Raw genomic sequence first — 26,569 nt, forward strand, 5'->3', positions numbered from 1 at the left:
TTTATGTAAAATACTAACTAGACTATCATCTCTGTACAAAAAAGACTTACCTTTTAGGCAAGTCCAGCGCCTGATAATCAAGCTGATATTTTCCGCCTTCTGCAACCTCTGCATGGTAAAGAGCTTTGAGTGCAAAGTTTTTCTCAAGTCTGTGGTCTTTCATCAGTCCATTCAGCTTGTCTTGCAATTCCGGGTTTTCTTTAATCAGCTGTTTCATCTGTGATTTGAAATATTTCATACACTATTCACTCCTTTTTATTTAAGGCTATATTCGCATAGATTTTTATTTTCGATTTTGAATGTTGTCCGTTCCTTTTCGCTGCAGGAACTTGCTTTCCGCGGTCCGGCTGGGAGCCTCCTCGGCTTTGCCTCCTGAATTTCCCATTTTGCTCTATTTCCCGCAGGAGTCAAGTTCCTTCCGCTGCAATCCACTTATCGTTTAAAATATCTATTCTAAAAGCAACAAAGTATACGAAAAGTGCCTTATTTTTTCTCAAAATCCATTCTTACATCCAGTTCATTCAGAAATATTCTAGTATATATAGAACTGCTTTTTAGGAAAATTTATTACTAGTGAATCTGAACACAATCATAAGTCATTAAATGAAAACAAACAATATCACCGGTCCAGCATTTGCAGTTATTCAAGACGGCACTTGAGAACATGGTGAGAGTTGAGGTATTCTTAACTATACAATTCTCACTTAAGGCTGTGATTAGTATGCGTATTAATAAATTTATTAGTGAATCTGGAAAAGCGTCCAGACGAGGCGCCGATAAATTAATTGAAGAAGGAAGAGTCACGATTAATGGAAGAAAAGCAAAAATAGGAGACCGGGTTGAGCCAGGGGACGATGTCCGGGTGAGCGGGAGCGCTATCCAAGTGTCTAGAAATAATGTTTACATCGCGCTCAATAAACCTGTAGGCATTACCAGCACAACAGAAAAAAACGTAAAGGGAAATATTATTGATTTGGTTAATCACCCCTTGCGAATTTACAATATTGGACGTCTGGACAAAGACTCAGATGGCTTAATCCTCCTCACAAATGACGGAGATATTGTAAACGAAATTCTGCGTGTCGAAAATGCACATGAAAAAGAATACAACGTTTCAGTAGACAAGCCGATCACTCCCGAATTTCTGGAGAAAATGGCAAGCGGTGTGAAAATATTAGGGACTAAAACCCTTCCTTGCGAAGTAGAACAGCTTTCCAAATATGACTTTAAAATCATCCTAAAACAAGGATTGAACCGCCAAATCCGCCGTATGTGCGAAGAACTCGGATACCAGGTTTTAAGACTGCAGAGAGTCCGGATCATGAATATCCATTTAGGAAATCTTCCGCCCGGCCAGTGGAGGGATCTATCGAAAAAAGAACGCACTCAGCTATTCAGTGAATTAAACTACGAGCCGAAAGAGTGGTAAAAACAGAGGATGAGCTGAAGCTTATTAAAAGCCCGGCTCATCCTCTAATCTTTTGCATTCGATTTGTTCGTCTTGTTATTTCTTATTTAAACGAGCGTTTAAGAATGCTTTTGAAATGCGTGAACGTATCAAAGCTTGCTTTGCCATGATAAGCCCCCATCCCACTTTCACCTACGCCGCCAAATGGAAGATAGTGAGAGGTCATGTGATTAATGGTATCGTTAATCGCACCTCCGCCAAATGAAATGGAATGAAACACCTCATCTTGTACATCTTCATCATCAGAAAAAAGATATAGAGCTAATGGTTTTGGACGCTGTACGATTGCCTCAATCACTTCTGAAGTTTCGTCGTATACGAGTACAGGCAGGATCGGGCCAAATATTTCATCTTGCATCACAGAGTCTTCCCAAGAAATATGGTCTAAAATCGTCGGTTCAAGAAATAGGCGCGATCTATCTGATTTACCTCCGGCTGCTAAATCTCCATTTTCTAAGAATTGGTGCAAACGATCAAAATGCCGTTCACTCACCACATGCGGGAAATCCAGATTTTCAGAAACGTTCTCTCCATATGTTTTTGTGATGACATCTTTCAGCTTAGAGATCAATTGATCTTTTACTTTCCGATGTGCAAGGATATAATCCGGCGCCACACATGTTTGGCCAGCATTAGCAAATTTCCCGCGCGCAATACGTGCTGCTGCTTCACCCAGGTCAGCATCCTCGTGCACAATAGCAGGACTTTTACCGCCTAACTCCAGTGTGGCTGGGGTCAAATGTTTTGCTGCCGCTTCTGCAACAATTTTCCCTACTCCTGTGCTGCCGGTAAAGAAGATATAATCATATTTCTCTTTTAACAGAGATGTGCTCGTTTCAACTTCACCTTCAACCACACATAAAAATTCTTCTGGGAAGTTTTCATTAATCATCTTAGCCAAAAGACCGGATGTCCGAGGTGTTAACTCAGAAGGTTTTAATACGGCACAGTTCCCAGCTGCTATGGCTCCTACAAGCGGATTGACTGCAAGCTGGAACGGATAGTTCCATGGTGCAATCACAAGTACAGATCCATAGGGTTCAGGCACAATAAAACTTGCAGCACCTGCATGAGTCGAAGGTGTTTCCACTTCTTTTGGAGCAGACCAAGAAAATAAATTCTCAATCATAAAGTTAATTTCTCCTAAAACAAGACCAATCTCAGCACGCTTTGCTTCTACTTCAGGTTTATTAAGATCGGCTTTTACAGCGTCAATAATTTCTTGTTCATGTGACGACATAAGCTCTTTTAATTTATTTAATGCATCAATGCGAAATTGCACATCTTTTGTTTTCCCGCTGCGGAAAAATGACTGTTGCTTCGCTGTGAGTTCTTGATAGTTTTCCATATTGCACTCTCCTTAGATCGTTTTTAAATACTTTAAAAAAAGAAAAGGATAAAACCTCTTAATGGTTTTGTGGATGTTATCTGTTTACTAAACCTCTATTATATTAATAGACATTCCTCATTCGAATTGATGACGATTCTACTCCTCTATAAGAGTTGGGTCAATTTTTTTGATTTTGAAGAAACCCTTCATGACACGCTTCATTTAAAAACCGGATAAAACTAGGGCGTGACAGGCTCTTCACTTCATCAAACTCTCCTTTATTTACCAAAATCAAATTCAACTATTTTTAAACGGACATCCCTATTTTTTATGAATTCTAGTTAAATGGAAATTTGCCCTTCCATAAAATTTCATAACAAAAAAATATCGGCTAATTACTATTTTCCATAGCTGGTAATAATAAATGGCACCTACCTTATTAAGCGTAAAAATGTATTATGGTATGATAGTTAGATTGTTTATTTGCCATGCAACACATTTATGTACATCTAAGAAAAGAGGTAATTATGGACAACATAGAATTGACCAAGCGGCATTGGCTGCTCATATTAACACTTGCTTTATTAACATTTGTTCTCGGGACAAGCGAATTTGTTATCGTCGGAATCTTGACCGATATTTCCTCGAGTCTTCATATAACAAATTCAAAAGCAGGCACACTTGTTTCTGCATTTGCGATTACGTTTGCCGTTGCCACACCACTCGTCATGTCTGCAACAAGCCATTTTCCAAAGCGCAAATGGATGTTGTTTTTGATAGGAGCGTTCATCATTCTGAATGCTTTGTGCGTCATATCCTCAAGCTATATCCTGCTCCTTGGACTTCGAATGATGACGGCGATTGTAACAGGGGTTTTAATCTCACTTGCCATGATTGTTGCCAGTGAAACCATGCCGATCGCAAAACGCGGCCTTGCCATCTCATTTGTTTTTGGCGGTTTTACTCTTGCAAACGTGATCGGAGTTCCAATAGGTACTTTAATCGCTGATTGGTACGACTGGAATGCAACCTTCCTGTTAACCACTTTTCTTGGGGGAATTGCATTTTTAGCATCTTTCTTCGTCTTGCCTGATATGCAAAGGCAAGCCCGAAGTTCGATGCGTGATCAATTTTCTTTGTTGACACACCCGCGAATCTTAATGGCTTTTTTCATTCCATCTCTTGGATTCGGAGCAACGTATGCCGTTTTTACGTACCTCGTTCCAATCCTTAAAGAAATGGCAGCGCCAAGCAGTTCAATCAGTTTGATTTTGTTTGGCTACGGATTTATTTCGATTTTCAGCAACATACTCGCCGGCAAAATTGCCAGCCACAATGCGATCGGACGTCTCAGGTTTGTTTTTCTCGTGCAAGCCATTGTCCTGATCGGTTTATATTGGACAACAAACAATTTAATTTTCGGATTGGTTAACATTGGCCTGATGTCATTAATGGCCATTCTTTTAACAACATCCACCCAGCTTTATTTGATCGACCTTGCCGGTATTTATCAGCCAAAAGCAACAGGACTCGCCGCTTCATTGATGCCAGTCGCAAGCAATGTCGGTATCGCTTTTGGCTCCGCACTAGGCGGAATCGTTTACCATCAAGGAGATTTGATGAATGTGACATGGGTCGGCGGACTAGTTGCCATCTCCGCAAGTCTCCTAACTTTCCTAAGCCATCGCTTAGACCAAAAGCAACAGGACACCACCCATAGAGAGAAGCTGCGGATTTCTTGATAGAATCCACCAAATAAAAGAAAAAAAAGAAGTATCAAGAACTTAGTTCTTTGGTACTTCTTTGTGTTTTTTCTGGTTCCGACCTTCAGTTCACGGATTAAAACACTTCCGCACTTCTGCTGCAGCCGGGATTGTGCGATTAATGGCGGTTTAGAACACTTCTGTTCTCCCGCTCCAGCCAGGATGTGCGATTAAACTCCGATTAGAACACTTCCAGTCTTCTGCTACAGCCAGGATGTGCGATTAAGCTCGGATTAGAACACTGCACATTCCTTCTACATTCTGAAAGTGCGCTTAAATTCAAATTAGCACTTGCGCACATTTCGTTATGCTCTATTAATGGATTTTCTTTTAAATCGAAACAAAACATACAGCAATATAAACCACAAAGGCGTCAGCATCAGCGCCGGACGTGTCTCATCCGCCACAAGCATCACGATCAGAATCAGTCCGAACAGCGCCAGCACCGCAAAGTTGATGAACGGCGCAAACGGAGCTTTGAATGCTGATTTAGCATGCAGGTCCTCACGGGTTTTCCGGTATTTAATATGACAGATCAAAATCACGCTCCACACCCAGATAAAGCAGATGGCACTGATTGTCGTCACAATGCCGAAGGCCTGCTCGGGAATCAGCTTGCTGAGAAGCGCACCCGCTGATACGATTGCAGTTGACAGCCACAGCGCATTGCCCGGCACATGCTGTTTCGTCAGATTTCTGAAGGAGGACGGCGCCTGGTCACGTTTGCTTAACGTAAACAGTATACGGCTTGTCGAAAACAGCCCGCTGTTGCAGGCAGATGCAGCAGACGTCAAAACAACGAAATTGATGATTCCCGCCGCAAGCGGAATGCCGATCAGGCTGAACGTCTTCACAAATGGACTCTCCGAAGCATTCAATTCCGTCCACGGATTGATGCTGAGCAGGACAATTAGAGCGCCGACGTAGAAAAACAAGATCCTGAGCGGTATTTTGTTGATGGCAGACGGAATGTTCTTTCTCGGATTGGACGTTTCCGCCGCCGACACACCAACCAGTTCCACCCCGACAAATGCAAACACAACCAGCTGAAACGAAAGCAAAAATCCGCTCATTCCGTTTGGAAACAAGCCGCCGTGCTCCCACAGATTGCTCACCGTAACAGCTCCCGCATCTGTCTGAAAGCCCATCACAATCAAGATCACCCCGACCACGATCAGAGCAAGAATCGTCACCACCTTGATCAGCGCGAACCAGAACTCCAATTCCCCAAAGAGCTTCACCGTGAGGAGATTGAGCCCAAGTAAAAGAAGCAAACACACAAGCGCCGGAACCCACTGCGGAATGTCATACCAGTATTGCACGTACACACCGACCGCAATCACATCGGCCATCGCCGTCATGATCCAGCAGAACCAATACGTCCACCCTGTCACAAACGCCGCCCGCGGCCCAAGATAATCTTCCGCAATATCCGTAAACGATTCATATCCCGCCTTTGACAGCAGCAGCTTCCCCAAGCGCCCTCATCATAAAAAACAATGCAACCCCGACAATCAAATAAGCGAATATAATCGACGGTCCCGCAAGCTGAATCGCCTTGCCCGAACCTAAAAACAACCCCGTTCCAATCGTTCCGCCAATTGCAATCAGCTGCACATGGCGGTTCGCCAAATCTCTCTTCAATTCCTGCTGTGCCATTCTGAACTCCTCCTTCTAAGCTGTAAAAAAATCCAATAAAAAAAGAGACTGGAAGAATCCCAATCTCTTTTTGAAGAATACCAAAATAGCATTTGCCGCCCCGCAAAAACGAGTAAACCAAACCCCAATTTCATACTCTTCTGTCCTTTTGCCTGAGATTGTGAACCCTTCGGCGCCGCCACTATCAGCGGTCTCTCCAGAAGCTGCTCCGGCTGTAGTGTGATCCACAGCCATCATAGCTTGCTTTATATTAAATTTGAGTATTTCTGAATAATGATTAATTGTAGGGGGTGGGGAGGGGTTTGTCAATGAATTCAGGTTATCTTCCTATTAGCAGGTTTACCCACTCATTCCGCCAAGCTCCTCATAAGTCTTCCTGCTAAACTCCTTATACGGCGAATCCGGCATCGACTCAAACTGTTCCACCGCTGTCCCGGCGGCTGCCAAAGCTTTATCTGAATTCCCAAGCTTTTCATAGCAAAGGGCTTTGTACGTATTGCTCAAATAAAACTGGGACAGATCAAACGGGTGGTGATGGTAGGGCGGAACTTCCGCCTGATCCAAATACCGGATGGCTTCTTCATATTCCCCGAGGCCATGCAGGGCTTTCCCTTTTTCAAGATAGAACCATTCCTTGAATTTCAGGATAGAATCAGCATCCTCTAAGTACGAATCGATGATCTCCAGTGCGGAATGGTAATCGTGCTTGACCGAAATGAGAGATTCGATGCTGAAAATGTGATAGCTCAGCCAGGAGCCTTCATCTTCTGAGAATTCAGCATATTGCTTCAATTTCATGATGTAGTAGTTATACAGCTCTGTGTCCTCAGCCATTTGGGCGGAAGCAGCCGCCAGCCGGTACAAATCATCGATCAGGTAATACGTTTTATTCTCTTTTGAAAAGGCGATCGCATCATTCATCACGCGCTTTGCAGACTCTGTGCTGCCGACTGCAAAGTGAAAAACCGCTTCATGATAATCGAGATCAAGACGCGTGATCGGATCGATATAGGCAAACCTTTCTTCGATCATTTTCCGCTCAAAAAGCAGAACCTCCAGCGCTTTTTCATAATGGTGACGGATAAAATGAACAATACTCCTAAACAGTCCAATACTCGCCCGCTTTTGAGTAAGGTTCATCTGCTCATACAGTGCCGCCGCTTTATCAATCGGTTCCTTCCATTCCTTCTCTTCCCGGTACAAACTGCGCCCATAGAGGTCGAGCAGCCTTGCCGCTTCATATCCCTGCTGGAGCTTATGGACATGGGGCTCTATAAGCTGAATGAGTTTTTCATACTTATCGGCTGGATCTTCCTTGCTTACGCTGTATTCTTTCTCTGCTTCATTTAGTACTTCTCTCAGCTCAACCACGTTAACCTCATTTACCAGCTGTGACACATCCACCTCAAGACGCTTCGCGATATAGGCCAGGCTTTCCATGGACGGATTCGCCTTATTGTTCTCAATCAGGCTGAGCATCCCTTTTGTCAGCTCTGATCCCGCAAGCTCTGCAAGTGTCAGCTTTTTCTGCTTCCGCAGGTTTCGTATTCGTTCCCCAATCATGGTTAACACCCCAATTTTTCTAATTAGTTTAATTTTATTAAACTTTCGCTTGAAATGGAATAGCAGAATGCGGTATAATTTGTTTAATTAAATTAAACTTTTGAAATATGGAGGGTTTTTAATGGAAGAAATAAGAAAATTAAAAATGGCGACCTACCATTTGTTCACCTTCACCATCAGCAAGCTCATCTCAACGTTCGGCGCACAGGTGTATGCCTTTGCCATCAGCTTCCACATCCTGCAGATCACAGGATCGGCCACAAGCTTTGCCGCAAACCTGCTCTGCAACATTCTGCCGCGGACGCTGATTTCACCCTTTGCAGGCTATGCCGCAGACAAATACTCACGGAAAAAAATTGTCATCCTCGCACAGATCTCGACTACCCTTGCCATCAGCGGACTTCTTTACGTAAGCCTGACCTATGGACTCTCATTGACCGCCATCTACATCACAACAAGCATCCTTGCCATCGCATCCACCTTTTCTTCCGTCACGTTTTCGTCATCCATCACCGGTTTAGTTGATGAAGCACGCATCCAGCGGGCAATGTCACTGAACCAAATCGCCATGTCATTCGCCGCAATCGGCAGCCCGGCAGCCGGCGGATTGTTGTATGGAGCCGTCTCAATGGAGACCTTTCTTATCATCTACATCGCCGCTTCCATCATAGCCGTACTCCTTGAATCAACCATGAACTTTACCCTCTTCGCAAAGCGCAGAACAGAAGGGAAGCCGAAAGAATCCATGTGGCAGAGCATGAGAGCAGGACTGCATTACTTAAAAACAAAGCAGGTGCTCATGACCCTGATCTGGCTCTCCCTCATCATCAACTTCCTGTTTGGGGCCTTTGAGGTAGGCTACTCCTACGTCCTGATCGAAAAGTTGAACCTGGCGTCCCGGCATTTCGGATTTACCCAGGGAGCCTTCGCCGCCGGCATGCTCGTCCTATCTATCTACTTCTCTGTCCGAAAAGAAGTCAAGTACCCGTTTCTCGTCTCAAAACGCGGCATACTAGCCATTGGCATCATCCTCGGAGCCACTGCGATGCCATTGATGATTGACTTGTCCTACTGGGCCATCTTCACCTTTTACATGATTCTCATGTTCAGTTTCGGTGCCATGATCATCATCATCAATACACCAATTCAGGTCATGATGCAGAAAATGATCGAAGACGACTACAAAGGCCGCGTCTTCTCCCTTATCGAAACGATGGCCATGGCTCTCATGCCCCTCGGAATGATTATATTCGGATTCCTGTACGACGCCGTACCGGGACAGTACATCCTGCTTGCCTCTGCAGCAATACTAATTGGGGTTGTCATTACTCTGGCAAGGCCGAGTGTGGTGAGGAAGGTGCATCCGGACCTGGATAGGGAAAAGAGAGTTTTGGCTGAAGCTGGGACTGTTGTGTAAAAGTAGTTTTTATAAATAGCATGCTATAAATCTAAAATAAGCAAAAAGCGGACTTACTAATTTAAAGGTAAGTCCACTTTTTTTAATGTATTCCTACTTTATTTATAATCATTAATCGGACCGGCATCCATGACGACTTCGACCATATTGGAAGCGCCCATCCTAAGTTTAGGCCTATACTCTGAGTTGGGTATACTATACAGCTCCAGCGGACTTATGATCACTCCATCTTGCGTATTATGGAGGATTCCGGGCACACAGGTATAGATCCGGTCGTTGTCATTGGCGTTTTTGGCGGAAATCGTAACGGAGGTTCCATTGTGATTATCGATGCTCATCGACACCTTGTATCGGTAGAAGGAACCTGCTCCGTTAGACTGGGCAGAGTATACGACAGGCACGACTGCGAGGATGTCGTTCGTTAACCTTAGTTTGATCACTTCTGTCTTCGTTGCCCGGCTGTCTCTCCCGACATCTCCCATATGTTCCACCGCTCCGCCTGCGAACCTTCTGAGAGGTGGTGTTCCTTTTGCCCCAAACATCGCGACATCGACCTGCCTGCCATCCTTCGTATAAACCAGCGCATAGATATCGTAATCAGTTCCAGTTTTCCAAGATACCGTAGCCGTAATTTCCGGTGTTTTTTCAATCATGACCGGCTTCTGGCCTTTGTCGAGATTGATCTTGCCCTTTACCTTTTCGAGAACGATTTTTTTCTCAGGAACAGGCGCCTTTACAGGTTCTTTAACGGGTTGCTTCTGAACCGGTTTCTGCTCGGAAGGCTTAGTCCCTTCCTCCGGTTCCACTTCCACACCGTAATTCTTACATAAGCCTTCAAGCCCGGAATCAAATCCGCGCCAGATTGATTTCGCCTTTGTCTGGCCATTCCTCACATATAACTCTAAAACCACAATCCCATTTTCCTTTGAAAAACTGGAGGGAGTTAACTCGACCACCTTGTCACCCGAGCGCACCTGGGCTTTTAAATTCCGCACATTCGCAAACCCCGTGTGGTTATCCTCTGTCAGCGTAATGGCAATCTTGCTGATTCCAGCAGGAGCTTTGCTCATATCAAATTCAAGATTATGTACTACCGTATTTCCCGCATTCTCAGATGGCAATAAAGTTGCAACACCGGAAGGGCCATTCGGTTGATTATAAAAGATAATTCCGCTGTCCCCCTGGACTTTATCTGTATCTGTTAAAAGAAAAGCCGTTAAAGAAATATCGATCGTATTTGACCGATCATAGCTCACAGTTAAATAGCCTTTTGGGGAACTTAAGACGGTATTTCCGCCCATTTGAAGCAATGCGTTCATTTATGACCACTCCTTGTTTCTATTAATCTATTATTATCCCACTGCAAAAGAGGTTTCTGCATGCAGCTTCTATACCATTGACTATGTCTATCATTCCACTGTGAATTATACCATTTTATTGAAAATTTGCGGGTTAATACTACTAGAAAATCGAGTAGAGGGACAATAAAGTAGTTTATTTTCGCCCCTCTCACAATACCGTACGTACGGTTCGCGTATACGGCGTTTCAAGGAATTGTTGCCGTCGCAGCAAGTCTATTGACTTTCTTGAGTTATCGTTTGGATCAGAAGCAGAAAAAGAGGGTTAGTGGGGAGAAGCTGCGGGTAGGTTGAGGGAATGTCATAGATAAAAGACTAAATAAAAAGAAGTACTAAGAACGTTTGAGGTGTTCTTTGGTACTTCTATTTTTGTATTAAGGCTGTTTTCGTAAGTTATTAAGGGATTTCAGGCAAAAATCACCTGTCAAACTCCAGATATAGCATTTTTTGGAGTTACTGGGACTGCTTAAAACTCGTCTGATTCCGATTCCTTTACAATCTTTAAGAAGGAAGCAGGAGCTGATGCATACGTTAATCCGTTCCAAGCATCTGATGATAAGTAATCCTTCATTATTGGCAAACAGGCTTCCAAGTCGTTTATCCGATGTCCAATAACCGGGTCTGTCAGCAAGGAAAAACCCATATCACTATACAACTTGATTGCCCGCAGGCTGCCAGGGTGTGTATGAAGAAAGACAGGATAGTCTTCTTTTCCTGCTTGTTTCATCACAGCTGTTAACAATGCTCGTCCAAGACCTTTTCCTTCCTGTTCTTTCACTACTTTAAACCAATGGATAGTGGAAATTTGCCCGTAAGCTTTCCAGATGAAACAAGTTCCGACCGGACGATTCTCCTTGTCACAAATGAAAAGGCAGCGTTCAAAAAATTGCTCTTCCTGTCCTCCATAAACTTGTTGAAAAAACTGATTCATAAATCCGTCATAGCTTGCAGCATCTTCTGCAGAATCAAACTGCATCCTTTTCCAAATCGCTAATTCCTCTTGCCTGCAGCATCGCAAAGAATAATCAGCAGGTATATCTGAAAAAGCCTCTTGGCGGACCTCTTTACACATCATAAACAAATTTTTATCTTCAATTTTTTCCAGCAAGTATTTTTTCTCCTTTCTCATTTTTTAAGCTTCAAAACACTTTGTGAACTGACCTTGTTCGAAATGGTGCTAAAGGGGCATTAATGCTTCTGCATTGTCTTTCCCTCAAATGCTGACTTATGCTCCAAAAAAGGCAGCTCCCTGATGAGGATAGCTACCTTCGTTTAAGATTATTATGAAAAGGTAGGAGCAGGGAATTCATCAATTCTCATACGAAGTAAACTATATGGTTTTTCCCGCAGGTCTCTTCCATAATGAAATCTCGCCTGCCGATGTAATTGATTCACAATGACATATAAGTATTGATCGGGGCCAATTGAAAAAGTATCCGGCCATAAAATTCTCGGGTCATGTGCGATGGTTTCCATTGCGCCATTCGGCAATATCTTCCGGATACTGTTGTTTTCATAGTCTCCCGCATAAACGGTTCCTTTTGCGCCGGTGATCATTCCATCAGACGCACCTTTTTCCCCCCAATACTGCACATATTGGGATAAATTCATGTCCTGTATCCTTCTGTCTCTTAGGGCTTCTGTTGAGATAGAGAACAGCTGACGGCTGGCTAGCGGAGCATAAAATAAAACCTTTCCATCAGGAGAAATCGCTAAGCTATCGGAAGCCAACCTAAATGGGAAAGTCGAGCCGTCCGGATTTCGATTCATCAAAATTTCACCTTCTACTTTCGGTAAAAAATAGGGATCAGGTGAAGTTGATATTGCCCCATTTAACCGTCTAAACGCGTTTCCATTTTCTAAATCTACGACGATAATAGCCCCTGGCCCTCTGGAAGAAGAATCCGTTATATATGCATAGCCTGCTCTTCCAACCCGAAAATCCAAACGGACATCATTCAGATAAGTTGTTGGCAAGACAACATCTTCTGTAAAGGTATATACTCTCCTTATTGTATTCGTGCTTAAATCAACAGCAACTAATTTTGCTCCCCCTTGAATAGGTTCAGAAAAATTTGGTGCCCCTGTATCTAGTACCCAAAGTGTTCCTCTTCCATCAGCAACGATACTTTGGACACTGACGAAAGACATCGTAATATTCCCAGTATTAACCACATTGGTTTCTAAACTGGGATAAGGCTGCAATTCACCCTCAACAATTTCCGCCACAGTATATTGAACGTCGTCTCCCCATTTCGGAAAGCAAACAAAAATACGACCGGTTTCGGAAACGCTGACACCTGTAGGCATAGCCCCATAAAAAGCATGCACCAGTTCAAACTGCCCAAAATATTTCTCCATAGGTAACATAGGTTGCATGATATCCTCCTCATCAAATCCGAACGGATATAACCTATATATGATGAAAATTTTTTGTAGTGCCTGGTTCTTGATAAATTTTCAATCATATGGATGCTGTGGGTTTCAACTTCCCATTACTAAAAATGCTGGTTTTATTAACGCTAGAATGAAGTTATTTAAGAACCTCATTCACTTATGATATGGTTCCCCCCGATTAATCCTAAAAGCCCTATAAACTTGCTCCACTAAGATAAGCCTCATTAATTGATGAGGAAACGTCATCTTCGAAAAAGACAATGTATCATTCGCCCGCTTCATAACTTCATTGCTCAGCCCCAGCGATCCGCCGATTACAAACGCCACTTTACTTTTTCCATATGTAGCTAAACGATCTAAATCAGCTGCAAGCTGCTCAGATGATTTCATTTTCCCTTCTATTGCCAGCGCAATGACATGAGTGTCATCGGAGATCTTCGAAAGGATGCGTTCGCCTTCTTTTTGCTTGACCATTTCCATTTCGGATTCGCTGAGGTTTTCAGGTGCTTTTTCGTCCGGGAGTTCGATGATGTCGACTTTTGCGTACGGTGTTAAACGCTTTAAAAATTCGTCGATTCCTTGTTTTAGATATTTCTCTTTTAACTTTCCGATTGTACAAATTGTTATATTCACAGGCTATCCCCACTTAAGAACAGATTACCAACAGATTTTATCCACATTTGTGCACAACTTATCCACATTTAGTGTGCGAATATTAGTTCCCCACTATATATACAGCAGGGTTTGTGCACAATTCACAGGTTGTGGATAACTTGTTGATTTCTCTGATTTTTTCGATTTCTGGCGCAATTTCATGCTCGTCTACATACATATCTATCGCTAATTCGATGTGTTCTTCACAGCATTTCATGATTTTCCTCCGTTTATCCACAATGTGGATTTATTCGTACAAAGAAAAAACAGGAGAAACTTACCCCTCCTGTTCTTCTCCAAGCTTCAGCTTCACTGATTGTTTTTTCCCTTCTCGGTAAAAAACAAGTTCTACACTTTCTCCAACAGCTTTCTTATATAACTGTTTTCGAAGGTCGATGATATCTTTTAATTCTTTGCCGTCAAATTCTGTTATGACATCCATCTCTTTCAGTCCAGCCTGGCCTGCCGGTGATACTGGATTCACACTCATGACCACTACACCTGACTTTACTTTTGCCGGAAGCTTCAGCGTTTGCTCCCAATGGTAGCTTGATACTTCATTTAATGAACGCATGCCGATGCCAAGGAATGGGCGTCTGACTTCACCATACTTTTCTAAGTCATCAATGATTGGAGCAGCTAGATTAATTGGAATCGCAAGCCCGATGCCTTCTACTGCTGATTGAGCAATTTTCATTGAGTTGATGCCAATTAATTTTCCGTCGATATTCACGAGTGCTCCGCCGCTGTTTCCAGGGTTGATGGCTGCATCTGTCTGAAGAACTTCTGCGTTCCAGTCAACCTCGCCGTCATTATTGGAATCCACGGGAATCGCTCTTTCTGTACCGGAAATGATGCCCTGTGTGACAGACCCTGAAAATTGAAGGCCTAAAGGGTTACCGATGGCAATGACGGGTTCTCCAGGCTTCACATTATCTGAGTTTGCGAATTCCGCGACTTGCTCCACTGGTTTGCTTTCTGTTCTGAGAACAGCCAGATCCATGAGCTCATCGCTTCCGAGGACCTCAGCAGGTACACGGGTTCCATCGCTTAAGCTCAGTTCAATCTGAGATGCACCGGCGATAACATGATAGTTCGTGACGACAAAAGCATTGCCGCCTTCTTTTTTGTAAATGACACCTGATCCTGTTCCCGCTTCGCCTTTTTCATTCCAGAAGCCGGCTTCCTGAATATTCACCACACCAACGACAGCTTTTGAGACTTTGTCGACAGCTTGGGTAACAGCTGTGCTTACATCGACTGAAATGTTTTTGGAAGGTTCGGTTTCGTTCGGAGTCTGATCCTCGCCAGTTTCCTCGTCGTCATCTCCTAAAGCCAGGTCATATGGAAGGATGTCCATATTCGCAAGCACAGGAATGGAGAAAATGACGAGAAGCCCTCCTAAAATTGCGCCAAGGAGGCCTGGCAGGAACTTTCCGCCCCGGTTTCCTTTTTGTTTTCGATTATACTGTTCATAGTCCTGATCGTAATACCCCATCGCTTTTTCACCCATCCTTTCACACAAACAAACCCTGTATGAATAGTGTGTATATCTTAGCAATATTATACTCAAGGATATCCAAAAAAATCTATTTTTATATCTTAGACAGTAACGAGAGGCGTTGGGTTTTTAGGATCTGTATCGTACAGTTCAAACTGTTCGCCGGACATGAACCCTTTGCTTGCAAGCGTCTGCTGTACAGACATTCTTGCGAGCTCTTTCATATTGTTGTCTTTGCTTAAATGGGCCAGGTAAATTCTTTTTGTTTTGTCTCCGATCACATCGGTCATTGCAAGGGCAGCATCCTCATTTGATACATGGCCGACATCACTCAGGATCCGGCGTTTTACACTCCATGGATAGTGACCCATTCTGAGCATGTCCACATCATGGTTGCTTTCAAAAACGAAGGCATCCGCATTATCAATGATCCCCTTCATTCTGTCACTGACGTACCCTGTATCCGTGATTAATGCCAGCTTCTTGTCTTCATGATGAAAAGCATAAAACATCGGCTCAGCAGCATCATGCGACACGCCAAACGATTCTACATCAAGTCCTCCAAATGACCGAACGGTGCCTGTCTGGAAAATAAACTTCTGATCGGGATGAATGGCTCCGATCAGCCCTTCCATTGCATTCCACGTTTTCTCATTTGCATAAATCGGAAGCTTGTATTTTCTTGCAAGAATCCCCAAACCTTTAATATGATCACTGTGCTCGTGGGTAACAAGAATACCGGATAACTGATTGATTTTTTTCCCAATCAGCTGAAACAGCACTTCCATTTGTTTACCGCTGAATCCCGCATCAACGAGCAATGAATGCTGATCTGTTTCTATATAAGTGGCATTGCCCGTGCTTCCGCTTGCGAGAACACTGAATTGCAAGCTCATCGTTTCTCACTCCAATTTTTCATTAGAACGGATCACTTGTCCTTCTAATGCATTTACGTAATAATCCTCTTTTTCATTTACAACGATATGCCATGTCGGTGCCAATATCTGTTCTCCTGATAAGGGAAAAGGTGTATAGTAGCCAAATTGCACCTCTGTTACTTTGCTGTTTGGCTTTAAATCATTTTTATTGTAGAGAGCCTCCAGTGCCTTAAGGGCAGGGAGGGTGTCCTGTCTTTCTTCCAAATCCTCAATATTTTCAAGCATGGTCTGCTCATAGCTGACAATCTGATTCTTATCATTTAAATAAAGGGTCAGCATCCCGATGTTCTGGTCAGTAGAAAGGTCCTGAAAGACCATTCTATCATTATATGTTTGAATATAGACGATTGTATTTTTTACCTTATCCGTCTTCCATAGCGCATATTGATCTCCGTAAAGGATGTTCTCGCGGACAATCTGATTCAATTTACTCTGGGTATTCGTCTCAGGCAGTCCAATCGGTTTTTCAAATTCAGCTTTTAAACCGGTGAAGTTAGTTTCAACATTAAGAATCTCCTGATTGGATAAAGCCTTCAGTTCTTCCTCAGAGAAAACCTTGCTTTCAGCTGTAATGTAAGCACCTTTTTCATTACCTTTAGGCAGCTCTCCATAAGTAATTCCTTCAGCTGCAAGCTGTTCTTCAACTGTTGCTTTTTGAATCACATCGTACCTGCTGTTTGTAATGATAATATTAAAATATTGAATTGCTAAAAACGTATTCAGAACGAGAAATGCCAGTATAAAAATGGATTTCGTCTTACTCCAATCCATCGCTGTTACCTCCAAGCGTATCATTTCCTGCCTGCAGCTTAACGAATTGGCCGCTTTCGGTTTCTACGTACCAGTACGGTTTAACGGCCACAATTCTCGGCTCTGCTGTTGCAGACATTTCATAAGCAGGAAATACCCGCTTCACATTTTCTTTTTCAATCGTCTTTCTCTGCTCAAGCAGATTCATGACTTCTTTGCCATTTGGCATCTTCACTGCATTTGGAACAAATTCTGTATCTAAATCATAGAGAGGGCGCAAATAGGTCGCAATTTCATTATTTCCCCACCGCATCGAAATCTCAGTAGGTCCAAACGTATTTGTGTTATTTTCAAACACGGGAACAGAGTCAACCATCAGACGAAACGAGACGAGCTGGCTGTCGGAATCCATATTGTAAAACTGGTAGTCATCTGTCCAGCCGCCATGATTATTTAAGAACTCTATGCTTTGTTTCATAGCTTTTCCCCGTTCAATAAACATGCTCGGATCGATGGTCGGATTGACAAATCTTAATCTCTCCTGGCTTGGGTAAACGGTCAGCAGGCTTGTTCCGTCTGTATAGACGTTTTGTGTAGGCTTCATTTCTCTTCTTACATAGCTTGGATTTGTAAAGAGCGCCTGTTTGAAATTCTCACCGCTGATCGAATTAATAATATACTTCATCTGATTCAATTCAATCTTGCCCTCAGGCAGAAGCAAGTTCTTATCTTCTAAAAGATCGATCGAAAGGTATGGATCCAAGTTTTCCTTTTTTTCAATGATGGAAGCAATGATGTTTCTTGCGTTTTCATTGCTGATAGATGCCTCATATACAAGTCTTTGTTCGACAGAAACAAAAATAATTTTTTGCGGCTGATTGGCTTTTGCCTGAGGCAGGACAATCCGGTCAAAAGAAGAGTAAATGGTTTTCTGCGATTTATATTGAAAGATAGATTGAAAGATTTCAAACGGAATTTTGTCACTGAAAACAAATTCTATTTTTTTCGATTCGCTTTTCCCATTCAGCCATTCATCAAGCTGATCAGACGTGTATCTGCTCGAGACATTTTTCACTTCGCTGATATTCCAGTTTCGCAGCTGGTTCCACAGGAAATCAATATTTTCAGCTTTAAACGTTCCGTAATGCTCGGCATTTTGATGGACAAACATCTGATAGGGACGGATCACGTTAGCCGGCTCGTTTTTCACTTGACTGATAGGTGCATTTTCTAGATACTGGCTATTTTGTATAAAGTCATAGTTAGGCTTAAAGGTCCACAGGTTATACGTAAAAAACACACTGCAGCAGACAAGCAGCACTAATATGACTGTTTTTGCTTGTTCACGATTCATCCCAATCATCCTCTTGATCCCGGGTAAATGGAAGAGTAAACAAGATCGTTGTTCCTTTGCCTTCCACACTTTTTGCCCATATTTCCCCATCATGCGCGCCAATCATCTCTTTTGCGATAGCAAGGCCGAGACCTGTTCCCCCGAGCTTTCTTGTCCGCGCTTTGTCCACACGGTAAAACCGCTCGAATATTTTGTTCTCGGTTCCTTTTGGAATGCCCATTCCCTGGTCTGTTACGCTGATTTGAAGCTTATCCTCTTGCACTTCAACCTTAAATGTAATCAGACCGCCCTCTGGCGAATATTTGAGAGCATTTGAAATAATATTATCCAGCACTTGTGTAATCTTATCAGGATCAATGTCCACATAGAGTTTTTCGTCCGGGAGCTTGCGCAGGAAGGTCACGTGCTGTTCCTTTGTCATCTCAAACCGGTCAATAATTTGATTAAAGAAAGTAGTAAAGTTAATCCATTCTTTATTGATGCGGTAATCTTTGCTGTCCAGTTTTGAAAGCTGCAGCAAATCATTTACAAGACGAATCATCCGTTCTGTCTCATTTTGAGTGACGTTTAAAAATTGAGGAGCAATTTCTTTATCTTCCCAGGCTCCATCGGCAAGTGCTTCCAGGTAGCTTCGCATCGTCGTAAGCGGTGTTCTTAGTTCATGAGATACGTTAGCTACAAATTCACGTCTTTCCTCATCAATTTTTTCCTGTTCCGTAATATCATAAATGACAGCAATCAGACCATTATTTCGTTTTTGCTCTTTTTGAATAACAGAGAAATTCACTCTCAGGATGTATGGCTTATCCTCAGTGCTTGCATCTAAAATAAGGGAGTCCTGCTGCTCAATTAAACTATCAAACGTATACTCGTCTTCAATCCCGAGTATTTTCGTAATCGGCACCTCATAAACGGTTTCACGTGAAACGTTAAGCATTTCCAAGGCCGGATTGTTGACCAAAATAACTTCCCCAGTTCGGTTCGTTGCGATGACGCCATCCGTCATATGCGCAATAACAGATGCCAGCTTTTTACGTTCTCCTTCAGTAGAGGCCTGAGCTTCTTCAAGTTTATCTGTCAGATTATTAAACGTAATGGCAAGCTGGCCAATTTCATCCTCGCCGTAAACTCTAACTTTCCTTGAAAAATTACCTTTGGATAACTCAATTGCCTGCTTTCTCATATCAGACATTGGCCTAGTAATCGTACGCGCAAGAAAAACACCTAATGCTGCGGTGATTGCCAAGGAAATACCGGTTCCTGTGGCTAAGATTCCATTGATAACCCTCATCTGAGAAAATACTTCTTCCATCGAAGCTACAAGATACAATGCACCGATGGTTTCTTGGTCAATATTTTTAATAGGCGTTGAGGAAACCCATACACGCCTGCTTGTGTCGCGTTCTATATAGACTTTTTCATCCGGTTTTTCGAAAACAAGCGTCCGTTTTACAAGAACTTCCGTCGTCCGTTTTCCAATAATATCGCTATTATTAGGATCTGACGTAGCAATCACGCGGCTATTTTTATCAATGACTCTGATTTCCTGGATTTCATCCTTTGCAAAGTCCTTTAATATAGCGGTGATGTCTTCCTCAAGCGTCGGAAGGGTGCCTGATGGATCCTCTGTCCGTTCTTTCGTCATTTCCTGTTCAATGCTGTAATTAATAAAATTGATTCTTTGCGTAATGGAGGTATTGAAGTTTTCTGTCAAAGATCTTTCTAGCTGCTGCACAAAATAAACTCCTATGATCTGCATGGCAATCATAATCAGGAGCACATAAACCATTACAAATTTGAAATGGATCGATCTAAAAAAACCTACTTTATTCATGAAACCTACTCCTGTTCAGGGTTTCGCAAGTAATACCCGACACCTCTTCGTGTCACAATCCAAGTCGGATGACTAGGGTTATCTTCGATCTTCTCCCTTAGTCTGCGCACGGTCACATCTACAGTGCGGACGTCACCAAAGTAATCATAGCCCCAAACGGTTTGAAGGAGGTGTTCACGCGTCATAACTTGTCCAATATGTTTAGCTAAATAATGAAGCAGCTCAAACTCACGATGAGTCAGTTCAATCGTTTCACCGCGTTTAGAGACGACATAGGCATCCGGATGAATCGTTAATGAGCCGATTTCAATTTCATTTTTATCTGATTGCTGTTCTGGAGGAAGAGCCTGCAATCTTCTTAAATTCGCTTTCACACGTGCTAAAAGCTCTCTGGTGCTGAAAGGCTTTGTGACATAGTCATCAGCTCCGAGTTCAAGTCCAAGCACTTTATCGATTTCAGAATCTTTCGCTGTCAGCATGATAATGGGAATTTCATATTTTTTTCGGACTTCACGGCATACTTCCATTCCGTCCTTATTCGGGAGCATAATATCTAAAAGAATGAGATCAGGCTGAATTTCTTCTACCATTTCGACTGCTTCGTTTCCATCGTAGGCACAAAATACTTCATAGCCTTCTTTTTTTAAGTTAAATTGCAGAATGTCTGCAATCGGCTTTTCATCATCAACAACTAAGATCTTCTTTTCCATGGCCAATCGCCCCTTTTACATAAGGTGTTTCTTTCCTTATTCTTAATTTACCACTTCTACTAAACAGATTCACCTTTTCAAGGCGTATTTCTTTTTAGCTATTTCCTAAATGTGCTGCAGTAAGTCAGCTGCAGCGTGAAAAGAGGTTCATCATGAACTCACTGAAAACTTACCGCTAAAAATTATTTCTTTCAGGAAAGACAAAAACCCGGCATATTGCCGAGCTGAAATAAGGAAAACCTCTAGCAAAGCTAGAGGTTATTTTTTCAAGTAATTGAGCGGATTTTTCAAGTTTCCATTTTGGTAAACTTCGAAATGCAAATGAACGCCTGTTGAACGTCCAGTAGATCCCATTACACCGATTTTATGGCCTTGAGATACGGTTTGACCTACAGAGACAGAAATAGAGTTTAGATGTGCGTAAACTGTTTTCATGCCATTTCCGTGGTCAATCTCGACTTTGTTTCCATAAGCTCCTGAGTTTCTTGCATAAACAATTTTCCCATTATCGGCAGCTTTAATCGTACGATCACTTACACCTGCGATATCTATTCCTTTATGCATTTTGCCCCAGCGAGTTCCAAGTTTGCTTGTTACAGTTCCGCCGACAGCAGGCCATGCTAAAGATCCGTTGCCGCGTGAAGGAACGACTTTCGTGCCTTTAACGATAATTTCTTTTACCGGCTCAGTAAGTGTTTCATCCTTTGTTGTATCGCGTTTCACTTCATTGCCGTTTTCTTTATAAACAATATAATTTAACAGCTTTTGACCGTCTTTGCCTTCTTGTTTCGTTTTCTTGTCACCTTTGAACATAGAAGAATCTTCGATCACTTCTGTTTCATAGGCAATTGCTTCTTTCTTAGATACTTCTTCTTTTACAAGAACATTTGTAAATGGTTTATACTCTTTTACATTCAGTTCGTCACCAGGTTTAATGACATCTTCATCTTCTAAACTTGGATTAAGTGCAAGAAGTTCTTCTACAGTAAGTTTATATTCAGCAGCTACTGTACTGAGTACATCGGTACCATCGACTTTATGTTTTTTCTCTTCAAGTGTTCCTTTTTCAAGAAGCTTTAAGCCTTCCTCAGCCGTAATCAGCTTATCGGGAGAAATTTTTTCTTCTGAAACTGAAACTTTATCAGAAAAGGAAACGTCTAATATACGTGATTGATTTTCTTTAATAGGCTGCAGAGGCACGGTGGAATCTTTCATCGTATCCAGCTGTTTCAAAACGTCCTCGGAAACATATTTGCCTTTAAATTTGTTCAATACACTTTCGGCTTCTTCTTTGTTTTTGAAGTAAGCAACGTTTTGGTCGTCTACTTTAATGGATGCAGCTTCTGCTACAACATCCATTTCTGCATTCAGCTTGTTTACTGTTTCTTCGTTGTTAGAAACAGGACGAAACATTTGCTCAGGGATCATTTCAATTTCTTCAACCGTTAATTGATAATCTTTATAGTTCTTTTTGGCCTCTTCAACTTTCTGCTTTGAAAGGTCATCAATTAACTGCTGACTGTCGACTGTACCAATTCTTTCTCCATCTAAATAAACATGATAGACCGTTTCAAGCTTTTCTTCCGCAGATGCAGATCCAATGCCAAACGACAGTGCTCCGGCAAATCCCAAACTAAAAAAAGCCTTCTTCATTATGCTGTTTTTTGTATATTGAACGTTGTTTCCAACGAATCCATTTATGCGCTTAAACACGATTTAATTTCCTCCCAATTAACCACTGCTAAGTACTTTATCTATCATTTTATAAGCAAATAGTTCTATTTCGACAAAATTCTATTTTTTTATCACTATATTAAATTAGCATATTATCAGACAATTACCTAGTCATTTTGCAAAATGTAACATTTCTGTATTATTGGTGACATAATTTACTGTTTCCTGTCAATATATGCCCATATAAGCAGGATTTCTCATGCCGCGAAAGTCACAAAATAAAAAGACATGCACCCTATAAGGATCATGTCTTTTTTGAGTGGCTCGGGACGGAATCGAACCGCCGACACAAGGATTTTCAGTCCTTTGCTCTACCGACTGAGCTACCGAGCCATATAAAAGTATGCAGTACAATAGTTGTTTTTGTTCTTGGGACCTTCGCCCAAATTTCAGGAAGCTTAACCAAGCAGCGGCTCAATTTGTGCGCTGATGTGAATGCTTCGCAGCTTATTCGATCGTGCTCTACCGACTGAGCTACCGAGCCATGTTTAAGTATGAAGTACATCGTTGTTTTTGTTCTTGGGACCTTCGCCCGAATTTCAGGCTGCCGAACCTTTATATAATCTTTTCACAATGTTATGTAAAACGTTGTTTAACACCGGACCTTTATTATTATAATTCATGATTCGCGGAAACACAAGGAAATTATTTAATATAAAGAAACTTGTTATAGTGAATGAGAGAAAATATTGCTAGAATCAAGATTTAGACTGATAGAAAAAGGCTATCTCGACTCCTTAATCTAAAAAATCGAAAGGAGGCAAGCCCCTTTCGATCCTTTGCTTAGCTATATACGCTTCTTACAACGTTTGTTTGTGTTCTGTCAGGTCCCACTGAAAATACCGAAAGAGGGATGCCTGTAAGCTGTGATACACGCTCGATGTAGTTGCGTGCGTTTTGCGGAAGCTCACCAAGGTCGCGGACGCCTGTGATGTCTTCAGTCCAGCCTGGAAGCTCTTCATAGACAGGCTCACACTCAGCAAGTACTTTAAGGCTTGCAGGGAAAGATTCCATGATTTCGCCTTTGTATTTGTATGCTGTACAAATCTTCAATGTTTCGATGCCAGTTAAAACATCAATGGAGTTTAATGATAAATCTGTAATTCCGCTGACACGGCGTGCATGACGGACAACAACGCTGTCAAACCAGCCTACGCGGCGTGCGCGGCCTGTAGTTGTACCGTATTCACGGCCGACTTCGCGGATATGATGTCCGATTTCGTTATCGAGTTCAGTAGGGAACGGGCCGTCTCCAACACGTGTTGTGTATGCTTTGGAAACACCGACAACATGGTTGATTTTCGTTGGTCCTACACCAGAACCGATTGTTACTCCTCCCGCTACCGGGTTTGAAGAAGTAACAAATGGATACGTACCTTGATCGATATCAAGCATAACACCCTGAGCACCTTCAAATAGTACGCGTCTGCCTCCGTCAAGAGCATCATTCAAGACAACAGCTGTGTCGCAAACGTACTGCTTGAACTGCTGACCATACTCATAGTACTCATCAAGGATTTCTTCAATGGTGAATCCTTCTGTTTCGTAGTACTTTTCAAGCATGCGGTTCTTTTCTTCAAGGTTTCTAGTTAACTTTTCTTCGAAAGCCTCACGGTCCAATAAGTCAGCGATGCGGATTCCTACACGCGCTGCTTTGTCCATGTATGCAGGGCCGATTCCTTTTTTAGTCGTACCGATCTTGTTGGCACCTTTGCGTTCTTCTTCTACTTCATCAAGTTTTAAATGGTAAGGAAGAATAACATGCGCACGATTGCTGATGCGAAGATTGTCTGTGCTTACTCCGCGCTCATGAAGATAAGCAAGCTCCGTAATAAGAGCTTTCGGGTCTACTACCATTCCATTGCCGATTACACAGGTCTTTTCACTGTAAAAGATACCTGATGGAATTAAGTGGAGCTTATATGTTTCACCGTTAAATTTTATCGTATGTCCAGCGTTATTCCCGCCTTGATAACGAGCAATAACCTCTGCATTTTCTGAAAGGAAGTCGGTAATCTTTCCTTTACCTTCATCTCCCCATTGTGTTCCAACTACTACTACTGAAGACATTAATGTGCACCTCCGGTTTTTTGCAACTCTTTCTTTTTTCGCACGATCAAACAAGCTAATTTTACCAGCAAACGAATCGAAAGTCAACGAAAAGACGAACATTAATAAGATTACATTTTAATTTCGTTCGTAATATATCGTAATTGCGAATGATTTTGTTCATCTTTACATAGATTCCCCTTGTTTTAGGGTTTCATTCCAAAGGGAGGATGTGTGCCGTAGGAGAACGTTTGAAAATTGTAGTTGAAACAATAAATGGAGATCTGTTTTTTATATAAGTGTGTCATAACCAAGTTTGCAGCAAATAATAAGGGATCCCGTATAAAATAAGTGGTCCATGATCGCATTTTCAGCACTTAATGTAGGTGACAACACGTGGGAAGTGTTTCATAACCGAGTTTGAAACACTTAATGTGGGTTACAGCACGGGGGAAGTGTTTCATAACCGAGTTTGCTACACTTTATGTAGGTGACAACACCGTGGGAAGTGCTCCATAACCGAGTTGGCAGCACTTAATCTAAGCTAAGACACAGGATAGTGCTTCATAACCGAGTTGGCAGCACATTATGAGTGCGCAACACCGAGAAAAGTGCTCACAACTCAATTCACTGCAATATCCCCCTAAACAAATCCCCTATCATCGCTTATCATCATCTATCTCCACAAAAAAAAGCTGTCTGCAGCGACAGCTCTAAGCACCTGGCGGAACGCCGGCATCATCGAATCGCCGTTCCAGGTTAACGAATTTATTGTATTCTTTTACGAAAGCAAGACTGACCGTTCCGACTGGACCGTTACGCTGTTTTGCAATGATAATTTCGATGATATTTTTATTTTCGGATTCCTTATCGTAGTAATCATCACGATATAAGAAAGCAACAATATCCGCATCCTGCTCGATACTTCCTGATTCACGGATATCTGACATCATAGGACGCTTGTCCTGGCGCTGCTCAACTCCGCGTGATAGCTGGGATAAGGCGATTACAGGCACTTTTAATTCCCTTGCGAGCGACTTAAGTGTCCGGGAAATTTCAGATACTTCCTGCTGACGGTTATCTTTATTTCGTCCGCTTCCCTGAATCAGCTGCAGATAGTCAATCAGAATCATGCCAAGGCCGCTTTCCTGTTTGAGGCGACGGCATTTTGCACGGATTTCGCTTACCCGGATACCTGGTGTATCATCAATAAATATACCTGAATCCGACAAGCTTCCCATCGCCATGGTGAGCTTGCCCCAATCTTCAGGAGTTAAGTTGCCGGTACGCAAATTCTGTGCATTAATATTGCCTTCTGCACAAAGCATCCTCATGACGAGCTGATCTGCCCCCATCTCAAGACTGAAGATCGCGACGTTTTCATCTGTTTTCGTGGCCACGTTTTGCGCGATATTCAAGGCAAAAGCGGTCTTACCAACAGACGGACGGGCAGCTACGATAATCAGATCATTTCGCTGAAATCCCGCTGTCATTCTGTCAAGCTCTGTAAAGCCCGTGGCTATTCCGGTAATGTCACCTTTTCTTGTGTGGAGCAATTCAATGTTATCGTACGTTTGAACAAGTACGTCTTTAATATTCTGGAAAGCTCCCGCGTTTTTCCGCTGTGAGACCTCCATGATGTTTTTTTCTGCTTCATTTAATAAAACATCCACTTCATCTTCACGGGAATAACCGTCTTGAGCAATCGTTGTAGCTGTTCGGATCAATCTCCGCAAAATCGACTTCTCTTCTACGATTCTTCCGTAATATTCGATATTGGCAGCAGTCGGTACCGCATTTGCCAAATCACTTAAATACGATACTCCGCCGATTTCCTCTAATAAATTGGCATCCGCAAGCTCAGAGGTTACTGTTACTAAGTCAACAGGCTCCCCTTTATCCGCAAGCTTCAGCATCACATTGTAAATCTTCTGATGAGATGCTCTGTAAAAATCTTCTGGAATCAGAATTTCAGACGCGGTGATTAAAGATGCGGGTTCTAGAAAAATCGCTCCGAGTACAGCTTGCTCCGCCTCAATATTTTGCGGGGGAATCCGATCATCAAACATTTCATTCATGATGATCACCGT

The 26,569-nt window shown here is 42.5% G+C and carries 20 protein-coding genes, 1 tRNA gene, 1 pseudogene and 1 riboswitch; of the genes and pseudogenes, 3 read left to right on the forward strand and 19 right to left on the reverse strand.

Features of this window, described 5'->3' with window-relative positions:
* Positions 1-46 precede the first annotated feature (46 nt).
* Positions 47-238: a hypothetical protein gene (locus tag AC3ISE_RS21955; RefSeq protein ID WP_489222613.1), complete on the reverse strand. Its 192-nt coding sequence runs from the start codon at positions 236-238 to the stop codon at positions 47-49.
* A 483-nt stretch (positions 239-721) separates the two neighbouring features.
* Between AC3ISE_RS21955 and rluF the strand changes: the two genes are divergently transcribed.
* Positions 722-1,429: a 23S rRNA pseudouridine(2604) synthase RluF gene (rluF, locus tag AC3ISE_RS21960; protein ID WP_070878879.1), complete on the forward strand. Its 708-nt coding sequence runs from the start codon at positions 722-724 to the stop codon at positions 1,427-1,429.
* A gap of 82 nt (positions 1,430-1,511) precedes the next feature.
* On the opposite strand, the gene AC3ISE_RS21965 is transcribed toward rluF, so the two are convergent.
* Positions 1,512-2,816, reverse strand: coding sequence for an aldehyde dehydrogenase (locus AC3ISE_RS21965; protein ID WP_489222614.1), 1,305 nt, complete (start codon positions 2,814-2,816; stop codon positions 1,512-1,514).
* Positions 2,817-3,325: 509 nt separating this feature from the next.
* Between AC3ISE_RS21965 and AC3ISE_RS21970 the strand changes: the two genes are divergently transcribed.
* On the forward strand, positions 3,326-4,540 hold the full coding sequence (locus tag AC3ISE_RS21970) for an MFS transporter (RefSeq protein WP_489222615.1): 1,215 nt from the start codon (positions 3,326-3,328) through the stop codon (positions 4,538-4,540).
* Between the two features lie 326 nt (positions 4,541-4,866).
* On the opposite strand, the pseudogene AC3ISE_RS21975 reads toward AC3ISE_RS21970, so the two are convergent.
* Both AC3ISE_RS21975 and AC3ISE_RS21980 read right to left on the reverse strand, forming a co-directional pair.
* Positions 4,867-6,220 (reverse strand): annotated as a pseudogene (locus tag AC3ISE_RS21975) (amino acid permease).
* Positions 6,221-6,350: 130 nt separating this feature from the next.
* A riboswitch (glycine riboswitch) is annotated at positions 6,351-6,430 on the reverse strand.
* 129 nt (positions 6,431-6,559) lie between these two features.
* Positions 6,560-7,783 (reverse strand): helix-turn-helix domain-containing protein, encoded by a 1,224-nt coding sequence (locus AC3ISE_RS21980; RefSeq protein WP_489222616.1) that lies wholly within the window; start codon positions 7,781-7,783, stop codon positions 6,560-6,562.
* 121 nt (positions 7,784-7,904) lie between these two features.
* Here AC3ISE_RS21980 and AC3ISE_RS21985 point away from each other — a divergent pair, with 121 nt between their 5' ends.
* A complete protein-coding gene (locus AC3ISE_RS21985; RefSeq protein WP_489222617.1) occupies positions 7,905-9,200 on the forward strand; it encodes an MFS transporter in 1,296 nt (431 codons plus the stop codon).
* A 98-nt stretch (positions 9,201-9,298) separates the two neighbouring features.
* Here AC3ISE_RS21985 and AC3ISE_RS21990 read toward each other — a convergent pair whose 3' ends face one another.
* From AC3ISE_RS21990 to dnaB, 15 genes are all read right to left on the reverse strand, one after another.
* Positions 9,299-10,519, reverse strand: a complete 1,221-nt coding sequence (locus AC3ISE_RS21990; RefSeq protein WP_489222618.1) for a TerD family protein — start codon at positions 10,517-10,519, stop codon at positions 9,299-9,301.
* A 505-nt stretch (positions 10,520-11,024) separates the two neighbouring features.
* The gene (locus AC3ISE_RS21995; protein ID WP_489222619.1) at positions 11,025-11,666 is read right to left on the reverse strand and encodes a GNAT family N-acetyltransferase; all 642 of its coding nucleotides are present in this window, start codon (positions 11,664-11,666) and stop codon (positions 11,025-11,027) included.
* A 173-nt stretch (positions 11,667-11,839) separates the two neighbouring features.
* Positions 11,840-12,937, reverse strand: coding sequence for an L-dopachrome tautomerase-related protein (locus AC3ISE_RS22000; RefSeq protein ID WP_489222620.1), 1,098 nt, complete (start codon positions 12,935-12,937; stop codon positions 11,840-11,842).
* Between the two features lie 171 nt (positions 12,938-13,108).
* Positions 13,109-13,588 (reverse strand): 23S rRNA (pseudouridine(1915)-N(3))-methyltransferase RlmH, encoded by a 480-nt coding sequence (rlmH, locus tag AC3ISE_RS22005; RefSeq protein WP_133312999.1) that lies wholly within the window; start codon positions 13,586-13,588, stop codon positions 13,109-13,111.
* 82 nt (positions 13,589-13,670) lie between these two features.
* Complete coding sequence (locus tag AC3ISE_RS22010; protein ID WP_070878890.1) at positions 13,671-13,826, reverse strand: CxxH/CxxC protein; 156 nt, start codon at positions 13,824-13,826, stop codon at positions 13,671-13,673.
* Between the two features lie 60 nt (positions 13,827-13,886).
* Positions 13,887-15,107 carry a S1C family serine protease gene (locus tag AC3ISE_RS22015; RefSeq protein ID WP_489222621.1) on the reverse strand — a complete coding sequence of 407 codons (1,221 nt, stop codon included), beginning with the start codon at positions 15,105-15,107 and terminating at the stop codon, positions 13,887-13,889.
* Positions 15,108-15,211: 104 nt separating this feature from the next.
* Entirely contained in the window at positions 15,212-16,006 is a 795-nt protein-coding gene (locus AC3ISE_RS22020; RefSeq protein ID WP_489222622.1) for an MBL fold metallo-hydrolase, read from the reverse strand.
* 6 nt (positions 16,007-16,012) lie between these two features.
* Positions 16,013-16,819, reverse strand: coding sequence for a two-component system regulatory protein YycI (locus AC3ISE_RS22025; RefSeq protein ID WP_489222623.1), 807 nt, complete (start codon positions 16,817-16,819; stop codon positions 16,013-16,015).
* The gene (locus AC3ISE_RS22030) at positions 16,806-18,152 is read right to left on the reverse strand and encodes a YycH family regulatory protein (RefSeq protein WP_489222624.1); all 1,347 of its coding nucleotides are present in this window, start codon (positions 18,150-18,152) and stop codon (positions 16,806-16,808) included. Before AC3ISE_RS22030 ends, AC3ISE_RS22025 begins: the two co-directional genes overlap by 14 nt.
* Positions 18,142-19,986 (reverse strand): cell wall metabolism sensor histidine kinase WalK, encoded by a 1,845-nt coding sequence (gene walK, locus AC3ISE_RS22035; RefSeq protein WP_489222625.1) that lies wholly within the window; start codon positions 19,984-19,986, stop codon positions 18,142-18,144. The genes AC3ISE_RS22030 and walK overlap by 11 nt, the downstream gene beginning before the upstream one ends.
* 5 nt (positions 19,987-19,991) lie before the next feature.
* Positions 19,992-20,696 (reverse strand): response regulator YycF, encoded by a 705-nt coding sequence (gene yycF / locus AC3ISE_RS22040; protein ID WP_070878896.1) that lies wholly within the window; start codon positions 20,694-20,696, stop codon positions 19,992-19,994.
* 258 nt (positions 20,697-20,954) lie between these two features.
* Positions 20,955-22,409 carry a peptidoglycan DD-metalloendopeptidase family protein gene (locus tag AC3ISE_RS22045; RefSeq protein ID WP_489222626.1) on the reverse strand — a complete coding sequence of 485 codons (1,455 nt, stop codon included), beginning with the start codon at positions 22,407-22,409 and terminating at the stop codon, positions 20,955-20,957.
* A gap of 281 nt (positions 22,410-22,690) precedes the next feature.
* Positions 22,691-22,763 (reverse strand) — tRNA-Phe (locus tag AC3ISE_RS22050).
* Between the two features lie 450 nt (positions 22,764-23,213).
* Entirely contained in the window at positions 23,214-24,500 is a 1,287-nt protein-coding gene (locus AC3ISE_RS22055) for an adenylosuccinate synthase (RefSeq protein WP_191557527.1), read from the reverse strand.
* Positions 24,501-25,192: 692 nt separating this feature from the next.
* The gene (gene dnaB, locus AC3ISE_RS22060; protein ID WP_070878898.1) at positions 25,193-26,557 is read right to left on the reverse strand and encodes a replicative DNA helicase; all 1,365 of its coding nucleotides are present in this window, start codon (positions 26,555-26,557) and stop codon (positions 25,193-25,195) included.
* Positions 26,558-26,569 lie beyond the last annotated feature (12 nt).

This window comes from Metabacillus sp. KH_069, from assembly GCF_057838075.1.